Annotated in this window: 13 protein-coding genes; 7 read left to right on the top strand and 6 right to left on the bottom strand. The window is 73.2% G+C overall.

The window, feature by feature from the left end:
• Positions 1-16: 16 nt before the first annotated feature.
• From rhaI to AB0L25_RS37540, 6 genes are all read right to left on the bottom strand, one after another.
• A complete protein-coding gene (rhaI, locus tag AB0L25_RS37565; RefSeq protein WP_500177970.1) occupies positions 17-1,183 on the bottom strand; it encodes an L-rhamnose isomerase in 1,167 nt (388 codons plus the stop codon).
• Positions 1,184-1,244: 61 nt separating this feature from the next.
• On the bottom strand, positions 1,245-1,577 hold the full coding sequence (locus tag AB0L25_RS37560; protein WP_500177969.1) for an L-rhamnose mutarotase: 333 nt from the start codon (positions 1,575-1,577) through the stop codon (positions 1,245-1,247).
• 7 nt (positions 1,578-1,584) lie between these two features.
• Positions 1,585-2,667 carry a rhamnose ABC transporter substrate-binding protein gene (gene rhaS / locus AB0L25_RS37555; protein WP_500177967.1) on the bottom strand — a complete coding sequence of 361 codons (1,083 nt, stop codon included), beginning with the start codon at positions 2,665-2,667 and terminating at the stop codon, positions 1,585-1,587.
• A 67-nt stretch (positions 2,668-2,734) separates the two neighbouring features.
• The gene (locus AB0L25_RS37550; protein ID WP_500177965.1) at positions 2,735-3,763 is read right to left on the bottom strand and encodes an ABC transporter permease; all 1,029 of its coding nucleotides are present in this window, start codon (positions 3,761-3,763) and stop codon (positions 2,735-2,737) included.
• Positions 3,760-4,896: an ABC transporter permease gene (locus AB0L25_RS37545; protein ID WP_500177963.1), complete on the bottom strand. Its 1,137-nt coding sequence runs from the start codon at positions 4,894-4,896 to the stop codon at positions 3,760-3,762. The genes AB0L25_RS37550 and AB0L25_RS37545 overlap by 4 nt, the downstream gene beginning before the upstream one ends.
• Before the next feature lie 3 nt (positions 4,897-4,899).
• Positions 4,900-6,438, bottom strand: coding sequence for a sugar ABC transporter ATP-binding protein (locus tag AB0L25_RS37540; protein ID WP_500177961.1), 1,539 nt, complete (start codon positions 6,436-6,438; stop codon positions 4,900-4,902).
• Positions 6,439-6,737: 299 nt separating this feature from the next.
• Between AB0L25_RS37540 and AB0L25_RS37535 the strand changes: the two genes are divergently transcribed.
• The 7 genes from AB0L25_RS37535 (at position 6,738) to AB0L25_RS37505 (ending at position 15,953) form a co-directional block, all read left to right on the top strand.
• On the top strand, positions 6,738-7,829 hold the full coding sequence (locus AB0L25_RS37535; protein ID WP_500177959.1) for a LacI family DNA-binding transcriptional regulator: 1,092 nt from the start codon (positions 6,738-6,740) through the stop codon (positions 7,827-7,829).
• On the top strand, positions 7,826-8,539 hold the full coding sequence (locus AB0L25_RS37530) for a (Fe-S)-binding protein (protein WP_026404645.1): 714 nt from the start codon (positions 7,826-7,828) through the stop codon (positions 8,537-8,539). The genes AB0L25_RS37535 and AB0L25_RS37530 overlap by 4 nt, the downstream gene beginning before the upstream one ends.
• Positions 8,540-8,571: 32 nt before the next feature.
• Complete coding sequence (locus AB0L25_RS37525) at positions 8,572-10,038, top strand: LutB/LldF family L-lactate oxidation iron-sulfur protein (RefSeq protein WP_500177982.1); 1,467 nt, start codon at positions 8,572-8,574, stop codon at positions 10,036-10,038.
• On the top strand, positions 10,025-10,645 hold the full coding sequence (locus AB0L25_RS37520; RefSeq protein ID WP_500177957.1) for a LutC/YkgG family protein: 621 nt from the start codon (positions 10,025-10,027) through the stop codon (positions 10,643-10,645). Before AB0L25_RS37525 ends, AB0L25_RS37520 begins: the two co-directional genes overlap by 14 nt.
• Entirely contained in the window at positions 10,642-12,063 is a 1,422-nt protein-coding gene (locus AB0L25_RS37515) for a rhamnulokinase (RefSeq protein ID WP_500177955.1), read from the top strand. The genes AB0L25_RS37520 and AB0L25_RS37515 overlap by 4 nt, the downstream gene beginning before the upstream one ends.
• Positions 12,064-12,102: 39 nt before the next feature.
• Positions 12,103-12,738 (top strand): fused DSP-PTPase phosphatase/NAD kinase-like protein, encoded by a 636-nt coding sequence (locus AB0L25_RS37510; protein ID WP_500177953.1) that lies wholly within the window; start codon positions 12,103-12,105, stop codon positions 12,736-12,738.
• A gap of 236 nt (positions 12,739-12,974) precedes the next feature.
• Positions 12,975-15,953 carry a helix-turn-helix transcriptional regulator gene (locus AB0L25_RS37505; protein WP_500177951.1) on the top strand — a complete coding sequence of 993 codons (2,979 nt, stop codon included), beginning with the start codon at positions 12,975-12,977 and terminating at the stop codon, positions 15,951-15,953.
• Positions 15,954-16,132: the final 179 nt, after the last annotated feature.

Below are 16,132 nucleotides of genomic sequence, written 5' to 3'. Positions count from 1 at the left end.
GACGGGTCCCGGGGGGTCAGGCGCCCCAGCCGGCGGCCTGGCCGTCCTTGCGCTCGGCGACGACCCGCTCGTAGTAGCCGGACGCCTTGTACGCGGCGATCGGGTCCGGGTGCAGGCCCATCTCCTCGCGCAGTTCGGCCAGCAGCGGGCGGACGTCGGTGTTGTAGGCGTCCATGAAGATCGCGTTGGCCCCGAGGACGTCGCCGGCGGCCTGCGCGGCCGACAGCGCCTCGCGGTCGATCAGCAGCGCCTTCGCGGTGGCCTCCTGGACGTTCATCACCGAGCGGATCTGGCCCTGGATCTTCGGCTCGATGTTGTGGCACTGGTCGAGCATGAAGGCCACGCCCGTCTCGGCGTCGTAGCCGCCGCCGCGCACCACCTCGTGCATGATGCGGAACAGCTGGAACGGGTCGGCGGCGCCCACCATCAGGTCGTCGTCGGCGTAGAAGCGGGAGTTGAAGTCGAACCCGCCGAGCTTCCCCTCGCGCAGCAGGAACGCCACGATGAACTCGATGTTGGTGCCGGGCGCGTGGTGCCCGGTGTCCACGACGACCTGCGCCTTCGGGCCGAGCTTGACGCAGTGCGCGTAGGACGCGCCCCAGTCCGGCAGGTCGGTCATGTAGAAGGCGGGCTCGAACAGCTTGTACTCCAGCAGGAACCGCTGGTCGTCGCCGAGCCGCTCGTAGACGGCGGCGAGCGCCTCGGCCATCCGGTCCTGCCGGGCGCGGACGTCGTCCTGGCCGGGGTAGTTCGTGCCGTCGGAGAACCACAGCTTCAGGTCGCGGGAGCCGACCTCGTCCATGATGTCGACGCACTCGAGGAGGTGGTCCAGGGCCTTGCGGCGGATCTTCGGGTCGGGGTTGGTGACGCTGCCGAGCATGTAGTCGTCGTCCTGGAAGACGTTGGAGTTGACGGCGCCGATCCGCACCCCCTTCTCCTTCGCGTGCGCGGCCAGCGCGGCGTAGTCGTCCACCCGGTCCCAGGGGATGTGCACCGCGACGGTCGGCGCGACCCCGGTGAAGCGGTGCACCTGCGCGGCGTCGTCGATCTTCTCCTGCGGGGTCCGCGGCACACCCTGCTGGGCGAAGACCTTGAAGCGGGTCCCCGAGTTCCCGTACGCCCAGGAGGGAGTCTCGATCTGCTGGCGGCGCAAGGCGTCCTTCACCGCGCTGGTGTCGCTCACGGTCAACCTCTCGATTCGTCAGTAGCCCTCTGGTGAAGGCCCGTGTTTCCGGTGGCCCGCCTCAGTCGAGGTGGAAGACCTCTTCCAGGGGCCGCATCCCGTCGTCGGGGCGGCCGTCGAGGTCCTCGAAGAACGGCGCCATCTCCGCCTGCCAGCGGGCGTTGACGTCCGTCCGGGCCATGCGCTCCCGCGCGGCCTCGAAGTCGTCGGTCTCCAGGTAGCCGACGAGGAGGCCGTCCTCGCGCAGGAACAGCGAGTAGTTGTGCCAGCCCGAGTCGCGCAACGCGTCCCGCATGTCGGGCCAGACCGCCTGGTGGCGCACCTTGTACTCCTCCAGGCGGTCCCGCCTGACCTTCAGCAGGAAGCACACGCGCTTGGCGCTTCCGGAGTCCATGCGACGATCAGAACTGGAACTCGTCGATGTTCTCGGCGTTGAACTTCGTCGGCGGGCCGAGGATGATCTCGCCGTTCGGCTGGATGGTGCGCTCGCCGAGGTCGCCGGCCTTCAGCACCTCGCCCTCCTTGCCGGTGATCTGGCCGGACGCCAGCGCGCCGCCGGCGTACGCGGCGAGGTAGCCGAGCTGCTTCGGGTCCCAGAGGGCGAACTCCTCGACGGTCTTGTTCTTGATGAACTGCCGCATCTGGTTCGGGGTGCCGAGGCCGGTCACCGCGACCTTGCCCTTGTACTCGGAGCCGTCGATGTAGCGGGCCGCGGCGGCGATGCCGACCGTGGTCGGGGCGATGATGCCCTTCAGGTCCGGGTAGGCCTGCAGGAGGCCCTGCGTCTGCTGGAAGGACTTCTGGTCGTCGTCGTCGCCGTAGGCGACCTTGACCAGCTCCATCTCGGCGTACTCGGGCTTCTCGAGCTCCTTCTTCATGAGCTCGATCCAGGCGTTCTGGTTGGTGGCGTTCGCCGTCGCCGACAGGATCGCGAACTTGCCCTTGGAGTCGATCTGCTCGGCGAGCATCTCGACCTGGGTGCGGGCGATGTCCTCGGAGCTGGCCTGCTTGATGAACACGTCGCGGCACTCGGGCGCGGTGTCGGAGTCGTAGGCGACGATCGCGATGTCCTGCTGCATGGCCTGCTTGAGCGGGCCGCACACCGCGTTCGGGTCGTTCGCCGAGATCATGATCGCGTCGTGCTGCTGCTGGATCAGCGTGTTGATGTAGGAGACCTGCGAGGACGCGGACGCGTCGGACGGGCCGACTTCCTTCGCCTCGGCCTCGAACCCCTTCGCCGCCGCGATGCCGGAGTCGTCGACGATCTTCATGTACGGGTTGTTGACCTGCTTGGGCAGGAACGCGAGCTTGAGGCCCTTCTCCATGGGCGCGTTCGGGTTCGCGGTCTTGCCGCTGCCGGCCTTGTCGCCGGAGCTCTCGGCCGACTCCTTCGTGGTGCCGCCGCAGGCGGCGAGCGACAGCGCGAGCGCGCCGGCGGTCGCCGCGGCGAGGGCGCGGCGCGGGAGGCGCAGACGGACGGTCATGGGTGTGCCTTTCGAAGATTCCAACTGGGGTGGGTCGCGCGAGGGCGGGGGGCGGGGTCCGGTGGGGCTAGGTGGAGGCGGCGGGGGACGCGGTTCTCGCGCCCCGCCGCCGTCCTCTCGCCTCGCGGAACACGGCGATCAGCCGCGGCGTGAGGACGCTGATGATGAGCAGGAACCCGGTGACGATCGACTGGGTCTCGGTGCTGACGTCGTTGAGCATCAGCAGGTTGCGCAGCAGGCCGATCACCAGCACCGCGGCGATGACGCCGCCGAGGGTGCCCTTGCCGCCGTCGAAGTCGATGCCGCCGAGCAGCACCGCCGCGATGACCGTCAGCTCCAGGCCGAGGCCGTTGTCGGCGCGGGCGCTGCCGTAGCGGAGCGTGTAGATGATGCCGGCGAGGGCGGCGACGACGCCCGACACCGCGAACAGCACGAACTTGATGCGCTTGACGCGGATGCCGGCGAAGTACGCGGCGTCCTCCTGCGCGCCGATCGCGAACAGCGACCGGCCGATGCCGGTGGCGTGCAGGACGATCGCGGTCAGCAGGGCCAGGACGGCGAACAGCGCGATCGGGTACGGGATCGGCGTGCCCGGCACGTTGTTCAGCGTCATGTCGGTGTAGGTCTGGGGGAACTGCGACACCGCGCCGGTGCCGAGCGTGACGTAGGCGAGGCCCCGGTAGAGGGTCATCGTGCCGATCGTCACCGCCAGGGACGGCAGCCCCAGCTTCGTCACCAGGAACCCGTTGACCATGCCGCAGACCAGCCCGACGGCGAGCACGATCGGGATGATCGACTCGATGGCCATGCCGCCGTCCCACAGCTTGCCGGTGAGGGCGCTGCACAGGCCGAGGACGGACGCGACCGACAGGTCCACCTGGCCGCAGACGACCAGCAGCGTCATCGGCAGCGCGATCAGTGCGATCTCCGACAGGTCGCGCAGCGCGAACGACAGGTTGCCGCTGTTGCCGAAGTCGGGCGAGAACCCGATGCCGCCGACGAACACCGCGACCAGCAGCGCCGTGATGGCGGTCTCCCACCGGACGAACCGTCCGGCCGCCCCCGTCTTCGCGAGGGAGCGCGCGTCGCTCGTCATGAGTCCTTCCCCTTCGTGACCGTGACCGTCTCGGACCCGGCCTTCGCGGACCCGGCCTTCGGCTCCGCGCCGGCGGCGCCGGGCGCGTCGACCGAATGCCTGGTCCGGGACTTCAGCGCCCGCCCGACGCGCAGCTCCAGCAGCCGGTCCACGCTGATCGCCAGGAGCAGCAGCACACCGGTGATGGCCTGCTGCCAGAACGAGTTGACCTTGAGCACCACCAGCACGCTGCCGATGGTGGTGAGCAGGAGGGCGCCGAGCGCCGCGCCGTAGACGGTGCCGACGCCGCCGGTGATCGCGACGCCGCCGACCACGACGGCGCTGACGACCGTCAGCTCCCAGCCGTTGGCGGCGTCGGCGACGACGGTGCCGAACCGGGCCAGCCACAGCACCCCGGCCAGGCCGGCGAGGCCGCCGCTGACGAGGTAGGCGGTCAGCACGCGGCGGCGGATCGGGATGCCGGCGAGGCGGGCCGCCTCCGGGCTGGAGCCGATCGCGTAGAACTCGCGGCCGGACGAGTAGGAGCGCAGGTAGTACCCGACCATCAGCATCACGACCACCGAGATGATCGGCAGGTAGGGGATGCCGAGGATCCCGCCGGTGCCGAGCGACAGGATCCCGTCCGGGACCTCGGACGCGCTGATCTGCTCGCCCTGCGCGATGCGGTACTGGAGCCCCTGGATCACGTACAGCGTGCCGAGCGTGACGACCAGGGCGGGCACCCTGCAGAAGCTGACGAGCAACCCGTTGACGAGGCCGCAGACGAGGCCGATGCCGACGCCGAGGACGACGGCGACGAGGAGGTTCGTCTCGCTGCCCGACACGAAGCTGCCGACGAGGAACGCGACGAGCCCGACGACCGACCCGACCGACAGGTCGATGTTGCGGGTGACGACGACGATCGTCTGCCCGACGGCCAGCAGCACCAGGATCGAGGCGTTCAGGAAGATGTCCTTCACGCCCTGCTCGGACAGGAACCGCGGGTTCGCGATCGTCGTGGCGACGACCAGGACGACCAGCGCCCCGAAGATGCTCAGCTCGCGCGCGCGCAGGATGAAGTCGACGAGGCGGCGCCCGCCCCCCGGCGCGCCGTCCGGCCCGCTGCGGGCCGGGGACTCTGCGAGGACGGTCATGGGTCAGGCCGCCTTTCCGTTGTCGGCGCGGCCGGTCGCGGCGGCCATCACGTTCTCCTCGGTCGCGTCCCCGCGGCCGATCTCGGCGGTGATCCGGCCCTCGTGCATCACCAGGACGCGGTCGGCCATGCCGATCACCTCCGGCAGGTCGGAGGAGATCATCAGGACGGCGAGGTCCTGCGCGGCGAGCTCGGACAGCAGCCGGTGCACCTCGGCCTTGGTGCCGACGTCGATGCCGCGCGTCGGCTCGTCCACGATGAGGACGTCCGGCTCGGTCGCGAGCCACTTGGCGAGCACGACCTTCTGCTGGTTGCCGCCGGACAGGACGCCGACGACGTCGCTGAGCCGCGCGTACTTCAGCTGGAGCTTCAGCGCCCAGTCGGCGGCGCGGTCGCGCTCCACCTTCCGGGAGATCAGCCCGGCGCGTCCGGTCGCCTTGCGCAGCGTCCGCAGCTGGGTGAGGCCCATGTTGCGCTCGATGGACATGTCCATGACGAGGCCCTGCTGGCGCCGGTCCTCGGGGACGAGCGCGAGCCCGGCCGACATCGCCGCGGTCGGGCTGCCCGGGGGCAGCGCCTTCCCGGCGACCTCCACGGACCCGGCGTCCCAGCGGTCCACCCCGAAGATCGCGCGGGCGACCTCGGAGCGGCCCGCGCCGACCAGCCCGGCCAGCGCGACGATCTCGCCGCGCCGCACCTCGAACGAGACGTCGGTGAAGGTGCCCTCGCGGGTCAGCCGGCTCACCTTGAGCGCGACCTCGCCGGGCTCGACGTCCTGCTTGGGGTAGAGCGCGTCGAGGTCGCGGCCGACCATGCGGCGGACGAGGTCGTCGGGCGTGAGGCCCTCGAGCGCCTCGGTGCCGATGTAGGTGCCGTCCCGCAGCGTGGTGACCCGCTGGCAGATCTCGAAGATCTCCTCCAGCCGGTGGGAGATGAACAGGATCGCGCAGCCCTGCTCCTGCAGCGTCCGGGTGACGGTGAACAGCCGGGCGACCTCCTGCCCGGTCAGCGCGGCCGTCGGCTCGTCCATGATCAGCACGCGGGCGTCCCGGGAGATGGCCTTGGCGATCTCGACGACCTGCTGGTCGGCGATCGACAGGCCGCGCGCGGGCTGCTGCGGGTCGAGCGCGACCCCGAGCCGCTCGAACAGCTTCGCGGTCTCGGCGTGCATCGTCCTGCGGTCGATGCGGCCGCCGGCGGCGCGCGGCTGCCGGCCCATGAAGATGTTCTCCGCGACCGACAGGTCGGGGAACATCGTCGGCTCCTGGTAGATGACGGCGACGCCGGCGGCCTGCGCGTCGGCGGGGCCGCCGAAGCTCACCGGCTCCCCGTCGACCCGCACCTCGCCCGCGTCCGGCCGGTGCACGCCTGCGAACGTTTTTACGACCGTGGACTTGCCGGCGCCGTTCTCCCCCGCGAGCGCGTGCACTTCGCCCGCGTGGAGCTCCAGGGTCACGCCCTGCAGGGCGCGGACGGCGCCGAACGACTTGCTGACGTTGACCAGGGCCAATGTCGGGGGTGCCGACCGGCCGGGTGCACTCATGGCGACCCTCCTCGCGGGGGACGTCCGAAACGGGACGGTGAAAAACGTTTTAACAGGATGTTGCGGAGGACGGTAGATGTGACCTGATGCACCCGTCAAGAGGGAACATCGGCGAGAACCCGGCGTAACCTCGCGGAAACCTCGGTGTGGCAAGGGACGGCGATGTTTTGAAGATCCCTCGCGATCGGGTCCGGCCGCCGCCGGACAGGGCCTCGATCTGTTCATCTCGGGGTTGACACGTTTTAATCGATGACCCAAAGTGTCCGACACCACAACCGGATCTCCGACGGGGGCGAAGCGTGAGCACTGAAGGCACCGGGCGGCCGGGCGGCGGCCGCTCCGCTCGGGGGCGCCCCGCCGTGGGCATCAAGCAGGTCGCCGCGCGCGCCGGCGTCTCCCCCGGCACCGTGTCGAACGTGCTCAACCGCCCCGAGCGGGTCGCCGACGCCACCCGCGCCCGCGTCGAGCAGGCGATCGTCGAGCTCGGGTTCGTCCGCAACGGCTCGGCGTCCACGCTGCGCGCCGGGCACAGCAGCACGATCGGGCTGATGGTGCTCGACCTCGCCAACCCGTTCTTCACCGACCTCGCCCGCGGCGTCGAGGACGTCGCCAGCGAGCGCGGTTACGCGGTGATCCTCGCGTCGTCGGCCGAGTCGGACGAGCGGGAGCAGCGCAACCTGCGGGTGCTCGCCGAGCAGCGGGTCCGCGGCGTGCTGCTCACCCCGGTCGGCGACGACGGCGCGAACGCCGACGTGCTCCGCGACCGCGGCGTCCCGGTCGTCCTGCTGGACCACCCGACGCCGCGCGCCAACCAGTGCTCGGTCGCGGTCGACGACGTCGCGGGCGGCGAGCTGGCCGCCGGGCGGCTGCTGGACGACGGGGCCCGCACGCTCGCGTTCGTCGCGGGCCCGTCCGTCCTGCGGCAGTGCGCCGACCGCCGCAAGGGGGCGCTGCGCGCGCTCAAGGCCGCCGGGCTCGGCCGGGAGGCGATGCGCGAGGTGACCGTCCCGGCGATGAACGCCCGGTCCGGGCAGGAGGCCGCGCTGCGGCTGCTGTCGGACGGCCGCCCGCTGCCCGACGCGATCTTCTGCGCCAACGACCTGCTCGCCCTCGGCGTGCAGCGCGAGCTGCTGCAGGCCGGGGTGAAGGTCCCGACCGACGTCGCGATCATGGGGTACGACGACATCGAGTTCTCCGCGGCCGCCGCCGTCCCGCTCAGCTCCGTGCGGCAGCCCACCTACCAGCTCGGCCGCATCGCGACCGAGCTGCTGCTCGAGGAGTGCGACGACGAGGGCGCCGGGCACGCGCACCAGCAGGTGATGTTCCAGCCGGAACTGGTGGTCCGCGAGTCCAGCCGGCCGGCCGGGGGCCCGAAGGGGGGTCAGGGGTGAAGATCGCGCTGTTCCTGACGTGCGTCAACGACACGATGTACCCGGAGACGGGCAAGGCGATGGTGCGGCTGCTGCGGCGGCTCGGCCACGACGTCGAGTTCCCGCCCGGGCAGACGTGCTGCGGGCAGATGCACCTCAACACCGGCTACCGCACGCAGGCGAAGCACCTGGTCAAGGGGTTCTCCGAGACCTTCGACGCGTACGACGCGGTGGTGACGCCGTCGGCGTCGTGCGCGGCGATGATCCGCGACTGGCATCCCCGCCTCGCGCCCCGCACCGCGGGCCTGGCGTCCCGCGTGCACGAGCTGACCGAGTTCCTCGTGGACGTCCTCGGCGTCACCGACGTCGGCGCGTACTACCCGCACCGCGTCACCTACCACCCGACCTGCCACTCGCTGCGGATGCTGCACGTCGGCGACCGCCCGCTGAAGCTGCTGCGCGAGGTACGCGGCATCGACCTGGTCGACCTGCCGGACGCGACGCAGTGCTGCGGGTTCGGCGGCACGTTCGCGCTGAAGAACTCCGAGGTGTCGGCCGCGATGTGCGCGGACAAGGTGACGGCCGTCCGGGAGACCGGCGCGGAGACGCTGTGCGCCGCCGACAACTCCTGCCTGATGCACATCGGCGGCGCGCTCAGCCGCACCCGCGCGGGCGTCCGGACCGTCCACCTGGCCGAGATCCTCGCGTCCACGGAGGAGGACCCGTCGTGACGTCCCAGAACGCGATGCCGACCTACCTCGGCATGCCCTCCTTCCCGGACGCCGCCCGGCGCGCCGTCGCGGACCCGCGGCTGCGCGGGAACCTCGCGCACGCCACCGGCACGATCCGGGGGCGCCGCGCCGCCGCCGTCGCCGAACTGGACGACTGGGGCGCGCTGCGGGAGTCGGGGAAGCAGATCAAGGACCACGTCCTGGCGAACCTCGGCCACTACCTGCGGCTGCTCGAGGAGAAGGTGACCGAGGCGGGCGGAACGGTCCACTGGGCCCGGGACGCCGCCGAGGCGAACCGGATCGTCGCCGACCTGGTGAAGGCGACCGGCGAGACCGAGGTCGTCAAGGTCAAGTCGATGGCCACCCAGGAGATCGGCCTGAACGAGGCGCTCGCCGAGGAGGGCATCGCCGCCTACGAGACCGACCTCGCCGAGCTGATCGTCCAGCTCGGGCACGACCGCCCGTCGCACATCCTGGTCCCCGCCATCCACCGGAACCGGTCCGACATCCGCGACATCTTCCGCAAGGAGATGCCGGACGCGCCCGCCGACCTGAGCGACGCCCCCGCCGACCTCGCCGAGGCGGCCCGGCGGCACCTGCGCGCGAAGTTCCTGTCGGCGAAGGTCGCGGTGTCGGGCGTCAACTTCGCCGTCGCCGACACCGGCACCCTCGTCGTCCTCGAGTCCGAGGGCAACGGCCGGATGTGCCTCACCCTCCCCGAGACGCTCATCTCGGTGATGGGCGTGGAGAAGATCGTCCCGACGATGCGGGACCTCGAGGTGTTCCTGCAGCTCCTCCCCCGCTCGTCCACGGCCGAGCGGATGAACCCCTACACCTCCACCTGGACGGGCGTGCACCCCGGGGACGGGCCCCGCGACTTCCACCTCGTCCTGCTCGACAACGGCCGCACCGACACGCTCGCCGACGAGGTCGGCCGCCAGGCGCTGCGCTGCATCCGCTGCTCGGCGTGCCTGAACGTCTGCCCCGTCTACGAGCGGGCCGGCGGGCACGCCTACGGCTCCCCGTACCCGGGGCCGATCGGCGCGATCCTGTCGCCGCAGATCCGCGGCATCGGCTCCGACGTCGACGCCTCCCTGCCCTACGCGTCGTCGCTGTGCGGGGCGTGCTTCGAGGCGTGCCCGGTCGCGATCGACATCCCCGAGGTGCTCGTCCACCTGCGCGCCCGCGCCGTCGAGGACGGGCCGCGCCACCCGGTGGAGCGGGCCGCGATGACGGCCGCCGGGTGGACGCTGCGCTCGCCCGCGCGGCTCGCGCTCGCGCAGCGCGCCGCGTCCGCGTCCCGCCGGATCGTCGCGCCCCGCGGCCGGATCCGGCGGCTCCCCGGGCCGCTCGGCGCCTGGACCGAGACCCGCGACGCGCCCGCGCCGCCGAAGGAGTCGTTCCGCGCCTGGTGGGCCCGCACCGACGGCGGCCGCACAGAGGAGGACCGCACGGACGGTGCGGGGCACGGCGAAGGGACGAGCGATGAGCGCGCGTGACGAGATCCTGCGGCGGGTCGACGGGATCGTCCCGGTCCGCCCCGCTTCGGAGGTCGCCGACGACTACGCGCGGATCGAGCGCGGCTACCTGCGGCGGCACCACGACGACGGGGTCCTCGACCTGCTCGCCGAGCGCGTCGCCGACTACCGGGCGACCGTCGTGCGCACGACCGAGGCCGAGCTGCCGCGGGTGATCGCCGAGCGGCTGGCCGCGCGTCCGGGCGCGCACGGGGTCCCCGCCGACCTGCCGGCGGCATGGCTCGCGGGCGTGGACGCCGACCTGGTCCGCGACCCGGCCGTCGCCGACCTCGACGGGCTCGCGGGCGCCGTCACCGGCTGCGCCGCCGCGATCGCCGAGACCGGCACGATCGTCCTCGACCACGGCGCCGGGCAGGGGCCGCGGGCGCTGTCGCTCGTCCCCGACTACCACCTGATCATCGTCCGCGCCGGCCAGGTGGCGCCGGACGTCCCCGAGGCGCTGGAGCGGCTCGACCCGTCCCGCCCCCTGACGATGGTCTCCGGCCCGTCGGCGACCAGCGACATCGAGCTGTCGCGCGTGGAGGGCGTGCACGGCCCCCGAACGTTGGAAGTGGTGATCGCCGAATGAGCGAGAAGGTGTTCGCGGCCGTCGACCTCGGCGCGTCCAGCGGCCGGGTGATGACCGCGCGGGTCGGGCCGGGCGTCCTGGACCTGCGGGAGGTGCGGCGGTTCGCGAACCGGCCCGTGCGGGTGAACGGCACGCTCCACTGGGACATCCTCGGGCTCTACGGCAACGTCCTCGACGGCCTGCGCGCGCACACGGACGACCTGGCGTCCATCGGCATCGACTCGTGGGCGGTCGACTACGGGCTGCTCGACGAGAACGGGAAGCTGCTCGGCAACCCCGTCCACTACCGGGACGGGCGCACCGACGGGGTCATGGAGCGGCTCCGCACCGAGATCGGCGACGATCTGCTCTACCGGGAGTCGGGCCTCCAGTTCCTCCCGTTCAACACGATCTACCAGCTGGCCGCCGACGACCTGTCCCGCGCGCGTTCCCTGCTGCTGATCCCCGACCTGCTCGCCCACTGGATGACGGGGGAGAAGGTCGCGGAGCGGACGAACGCGTCCACGACGGGCCTGCTGGACCCCCGCACCGGCCGCTGGTCGGACACGCTGCTCGACCTCGTCGGCGTCTCGCCCGATCTGCTGGCGCCGCTGGTCGATCCGGGCGAGGTCATCGGCCCGATGGGGCCGGAGGCGGGCGGCGAGTGCGGGCACCGCGGCACCCCCGTCACCGCCGTGGGCTCGCACGACACCGCGTCCGCGGTCGCCGCCGTCCCGGCGTCCGGCCGGTTCGGCTACATCTCGTGCGGGACGTGGTCGCTGGTCGGCGTCGAACTGGACGGGCCCGTCCTCGGCGAGGAGAGCCGGAAGGCGAACTTCACGAACGAGGGCGGGGTGGACGGCACCGTCCGGTACCTGCGCAACGTGATGGGGCTGTGGCTCCTGCAGGAGTCGATGCGGGCCTGGGGGAATCCCGACCTGCCCGCGCTGCTCGCCGAGGCCGCGCGGGTGCCGGGGCTGCGCTCCCTCATCGACCCCGACGACCCGGAGTTCCTGCCGCCCGGCGACATGCCGTCCCGCATCGCCGCGCACTGCCGCCGCCGCGGGTTCCCCGAGCCGGCCACGCGCGCGGAGACCGTCCGCTGCATCATGGACAGCCTCGCCCTGGCGCACCGGGAGACGCTGCGCGAGGCCGCGCGCCTGTCGGGCTCCGACGTGGAGGTCGTGCACCTCGTCGGCGGCGGGAGCCGCAACGACCTGCTGTGCCGGCTGACGGCCGACGCGTGCGGGCTGCCGCTCGTCGCGGGCCCGGTCGAGGCGACCGCACTGGGCAACGTCCTCGTGCAGGCGCGCGCGCACGGCATCGTGGGGAGTCTCGCGGAGATGCGCGAACTCGTCGCCGCGACCCAGCCGCTGCGCCGCTACGAGCCGTCGGCCGATTCCGGACGCTGGGACGAAGCCGCCGAGCGCCTGCGCTGACATATAGCGCCGCCATATAGCGACGTATAGCCTCGCCGTGTGCGCGCGCGGCGAATCCTCGGCTGGACGCTCGTCGGCGGCGCCGCGGGTTACGCGGCGTCCTGGCTCGCCACGAGCACGGCGATGCTGCTGCTGAGCGAGCGCGCCCGCGCGGGCGTCCACCGCGTCCCCGCACCGGGCGTCGCGAAGTTCGCCCGCGTCGACGGCCGCGTGTGGCGCGGCGCCGCCCCGACCGCCGAGGGCTACCGGTGGCTGCGCGCGGAAGGCGTCCGCACGATCGTCGACCTCCGCGCCGAGATCCCGCCGTTCCTCGAGCCTCCTGGCATGGCGGTCGTGCGGATCCCCGTGCGGGACGGGCGGGTGCCGACGCCCGAGCAGGTGCGGCGGTTCCTGGACGTGGTCGCGGACGCGCGCCGCCCGGTGTTCGTCCACTGCGGCGCCGGGGTGGGGCGGACGGGATCGATGGTCGCGGCGTACCTCGTCGGGACGGGCCGGGCGTACGCGGCGACGGCCGCGCGGCGGAGCCTGGCGTTCGGGCCGCCGACGCTCGAGCAGCTCGCGTTCATGCGGGGACTGGACGGCCCGGCGGCGCGGCGGCCCCCGCGGGCGGTCGTGGTTTTCAGCCGGATCGCCGACTCGCCGCGCCGGGCGCGGGCCCGGGTGCGCGGAATGTGACGGCCGGGGCACGGTTTACCCACCACCGGTTGACACCGGCCCCCTTGCGACGCTTGATAGCTATTGGACACGATGGTCACGAGGAGGCAGATCCGCGCGGGCCCGCGAGGTCCGGGAGCGCGTTCCCCCGACTTATTGACTGATCACCCGATAAGGTGATCCCTGCAATTCTCGGGAACCGCGACGACAAGCATGATCACGGCGTATCGACCGCCTGTCGCTGTTGGGGTGTGGACATGGAGGGTCGTGCCGACCGCGACGCCGGTGCTCAGCCGATCGGCAACGCTCCGCTGGTAGGGCGGCGGGACGCGCTGGACGGGATCGGCCGCGCGCTGGACGGCGTCGAGCACGGGTTCGGGTTCCTGGCGCTGATCGGCGAGCCGGGCGTCGGCAAGACGCGCCTGCTGGGCGAGCTGGCGGACGGCGCCGCCGCCCGCAAGCTGCCGTGCCGCGCCGGGCGCGCCGCCGAGTTCGAGCAGGAGATGCCGTTCGGCGCGGTCGTGGACGCCCTCGACGACCTCCTCGAGGAGTCGGCCCCCGACCTGCCGGACGCGCAGCTGCGGCTGCTCGGCACCGTGTTCCCGTCCCTGTCGGATCCCGCGACCGAACCCGCGCCCGCCGGGGGCGACCCCGTGTCGCGGGTGGCCCGCTACCAGCTGCACCGGACGGTGCGGCACCTCCTCGAACAGCTCGCGGCGCCGTCCGGCCTGGTGCTGATCCTGGACGACCTGCACTGGGCCGACGACGCGACGATCGAACTGCTCGACCACCTGGTCCGGCACCCGCCGCGCGCCCGGGTGCTGGTCGCGGCGGCGTACCGTCCCGCGCAGGCGTCGCCGCGGCTGGCGGCGCTGGTCGACGCGGCCGGGGCGCACGGCACCCGCATGCCGGTCGACCCGCTCACCCAGGGGGAGGTCGAGGAGTTCCTCGGCCCGCGGGTGAGCGCGACGCGGTGCGAGTCGCTGTACAAGGCCAGCGGCGGCAACCCGTTCTACCTCGAGGCGCTGGCCAGGATGGGGCGCGACGACGTCGCCGGGGTCGCCGGAATCGACGGGACCGACTGGCGCGAGGGCGTCGCGGACCTCACCGAGGTGCCCGCGGCCGTCCGGACCGCGCTGCAGGTCGAGCTGAGCGCGCTGCCGCCGGAGGCGCTGCTGCTGGCGCGCGGCGCGGCCGTCGCCGCCGACTTCTTCGAGCCCGCGCTCGCCGCTGTGGCCGCCGAACTGGACGAGCCCGCCGCGCTGGCGGCGCTCGACGTGCTGACCGGGCACGACGTGGTGCGCGCCGGGTCGGGCGGGCGGTTCAAGTTCCGGCACCCGCTGGTGCGGCACGTCGCGTACGCGTCGACGGCGGCGGGGTGGCGGCTCGCGGCGCACGAGCGGGTCGCCGTCCGGCTGGCGGAGCTGGGCGCCCCCGCGACGGTGCGGGCGCACCACGTGGAGCGGTCGGCCCGGTTCGGGGACCGGCGGGCGGCGGCGACGCTGGTGGAGGCGGCGCGCTCGGTCGGGCAGCAGGCCCCCGGCACCGCCGCGTACTGGCTGCAGGCCGCGCTGGGGCTGCTGCCGGACGAGCCGGCGGGCGACACCGGCGGCGACCCGGACGACGGGCCGGACCGGACGGAGCTGCTGCTGGAACTCGCGCACGTGCAGGCCGTCAGCGGCCACGCGGAGGAGGGCCGGGAGACCGCGCGGACGCTGCTGGCGCTGCTGCCCGCGGACGACACCGTCCGCCGGGCGCGGACCGTGCACCTGTGCGCGGTGATGGACCGGCAGATCGGCCGCATCCACGAGGCGCGCGCGCTGGTGCTGGACGAGCTGCGCCGCCTCCCGGACCGGCAGACGCCCGAGGCGGTGCTGCTGCGGATCCGGCTGGTCGCCGACCGCATCCAGAAGGCCGACGACCGCGGCTCCCAGGCCGTCCTGGACACCATTCCCGAGAGCGCGCCCGAGTGGGGCGCGGGCCTGACCGCGGCGGTCGCGTCGATGCGGCCGATGGTGTCGTACGTGCGCGGCGAGATCGCCGAGGCGATCGCGTACGCGCGCGCGGCCGACGAGCGGTTCTCCGCGGCGGCCGACACCGACTTCGCCGACTGCCTCGACTGCATCACCTGGCTGGTGTGGGCGGAGCTGTTCCTCGGCATGTACGACAGCGCGCTGCGGCACGTCGACCGGCTCGTCGCGATCGCGCGGCGCACCGGGCAGCTGTACATCCTCGGCTACATGCTGGCCGGGCGGGCCCGCGGGCTGAGCCTGCTCGGACGGTTCGAGGAGGCCGCGGCCGCCGCCGACGAGGCCGCCGCCGTGGGCCGCGACCTGCGCTCCCCCGAGGTGATCGCCTACGGGGCGACGCAGCAGTGCCTGATCGCGAGCTGGACGGGCGACCACGAGCGGGCGCGGGCCGCCGGGGACGAGGCCGTCTCCTGCGACACCGGGTCCGGCGAGTGGTGGACGCACATGGCGCCCGTCTCCCGCGCGTTCGCGATGATCAACGCGGGCGGCCACGCGGAGGGCGCCGAGGCGCTGATCGCCGCGTGTTCGGCCGGCACCGGCGGGCTCGACTTCGGCACGCTGACCGCGTGCGCCGAGGCGCTGGCGTGGGTCCGCGCCGGGCAGGACGACGCCGACGACGCGGCCACCTGGGCGAACATCGCCGAGGAACTGGCCAACCCGGCACTGGAGGGAGACGTCGGGCTGGGCCGGCTCGCCCGCGCCCACGCCGTCCGCCGCACCGACCCGGGACGCGCCGCGGGCATCGCCGGCGAGGCCGCCGCGCTGCTGGCGGCGGCGGGCCGCCGCCCGGAGGCGGGCCGCGCCGAGCTGACCGCCGGGATCGCGCTCGCCGCCGCCGGGGAACGCACGGCCGCGCTGGACCGGCTGCGCGCCGCCGCCGCGATCTTCGACGCCTGCGGCATGCGCGACCTGCACGCCCAGACCGTCCGGGAGCAGCGGCGGCTCGGCGTGCGGGTGCCGGGCGGCGGCGCCGGGAAGGGCGGGCGGCGCACCCGGGCGAAGGCCGCCGCGGACGCGCCGTACGGGCTGTCGCCGCGCGAGCTGGAGATCGCCGGGCTCGTCGCCGAGGGCTGCAGCAACCAGCAGATCGCCGAACGGCTGTACCTCAGCGTCCGGACGGTCGAGACGCACCTCACCCGCGTCTTCGCGAAGATCGGCGTCTCGTCGCGGGTCGGGGTGGCGACCGCCATGCAGCGGCCGGAGTGAGGCGCGTGCGGCGTCCGGGGTGAAACACTGCCCGGAGTGAACCGACGAGTCCCTTTTCGACTCTTATCTCACGTACGTGGTCACGGGCCGCACGCCTCACGGTGCACGTAAGTACGGGTTCTCCACGATGCCGCGCCGACCTCGGCGTTTGGCAGGGTAGGGGCGTCCGGAGCCGGGAG

It is taken from the genome of Spirillospora sp. NPDC052242, from assembly GCF_040679555.1.
GTDB lineage: Bacteria > Actinomycetota > Actinomycetes > Streptosporangiales > Streptosporangiaceae > Spirillospora.
The sequence above is the reverse complement of the archived record's forward strand: the minus strand, read 5'-3'. Positions and strand labels throughout refer to the sequence as shown.

Coding starts and splice junctions, on each gene's coding strand:
- AB0L25_RS37505 (WP_500177951.1), top strand. CDS start 12,975: ATGGAGGGTCGTGCCGACCGCGACGCCGGTGCTCAGCCGATCGGCAAC.
- AB0L25_RS37545 (WP_500177963.1), bottom strand. CDS start 4,896: ATGACCGTCCTCGCAGAGTCCCCGGCCCGCAGCGGGCCGGACGGCGCG.
- AB0L25_RS37515 (WP_500177955.1), top strand. CDS start 10,642: ATGAGCGAGAAGGTGTTCGCGGCCGTCGACCTCGGCGCGTCCAGCGGC.
- AB0L25_RS37520 (WP_500177957.1), top strand. CDS start 10,025: ATGAGCGCGCGTGACGAGATCCTGCGGCGGGTCGACGGGATCGTCCCG.
- AB0L25_RS37550 (WP_500177965.1), bottom strand. CDS start 3,763: ATGACGAGCGACGCGCGCTCCCTCGCGAAGACGGGGGCGGCCGGACGG.
- rhaS (WP_500177967.1), bottom strand. CDS start 2,667: ATGACCGTCCGTCTGCGCCTCCCGCGCCGCGCCCTCGCCGCGGCGACC.
- AB0L25_RS37540 (WP_500177961.1), bottom strand. CDS start 6,438: ATGAGTGCACCCGGCCGGTCGGCACCCCCGACATTGGCCCTGGTCAAC.
- AB0L25_RS37560 (WP_500177969.1), bottom strand. CDS start 1,577: ATGGACTCCGGAAGCGCCAAGCGCGTGTGCTTCCTGCTGAAGGTCAGG.
- AB0L25_RS37525 (WP_500177982.1), top strand. CDS start 8,572: ATGCCCTCCTTCCCGGACGCCGCCCGGCGCGCCGTCGCGGACCCGCGG.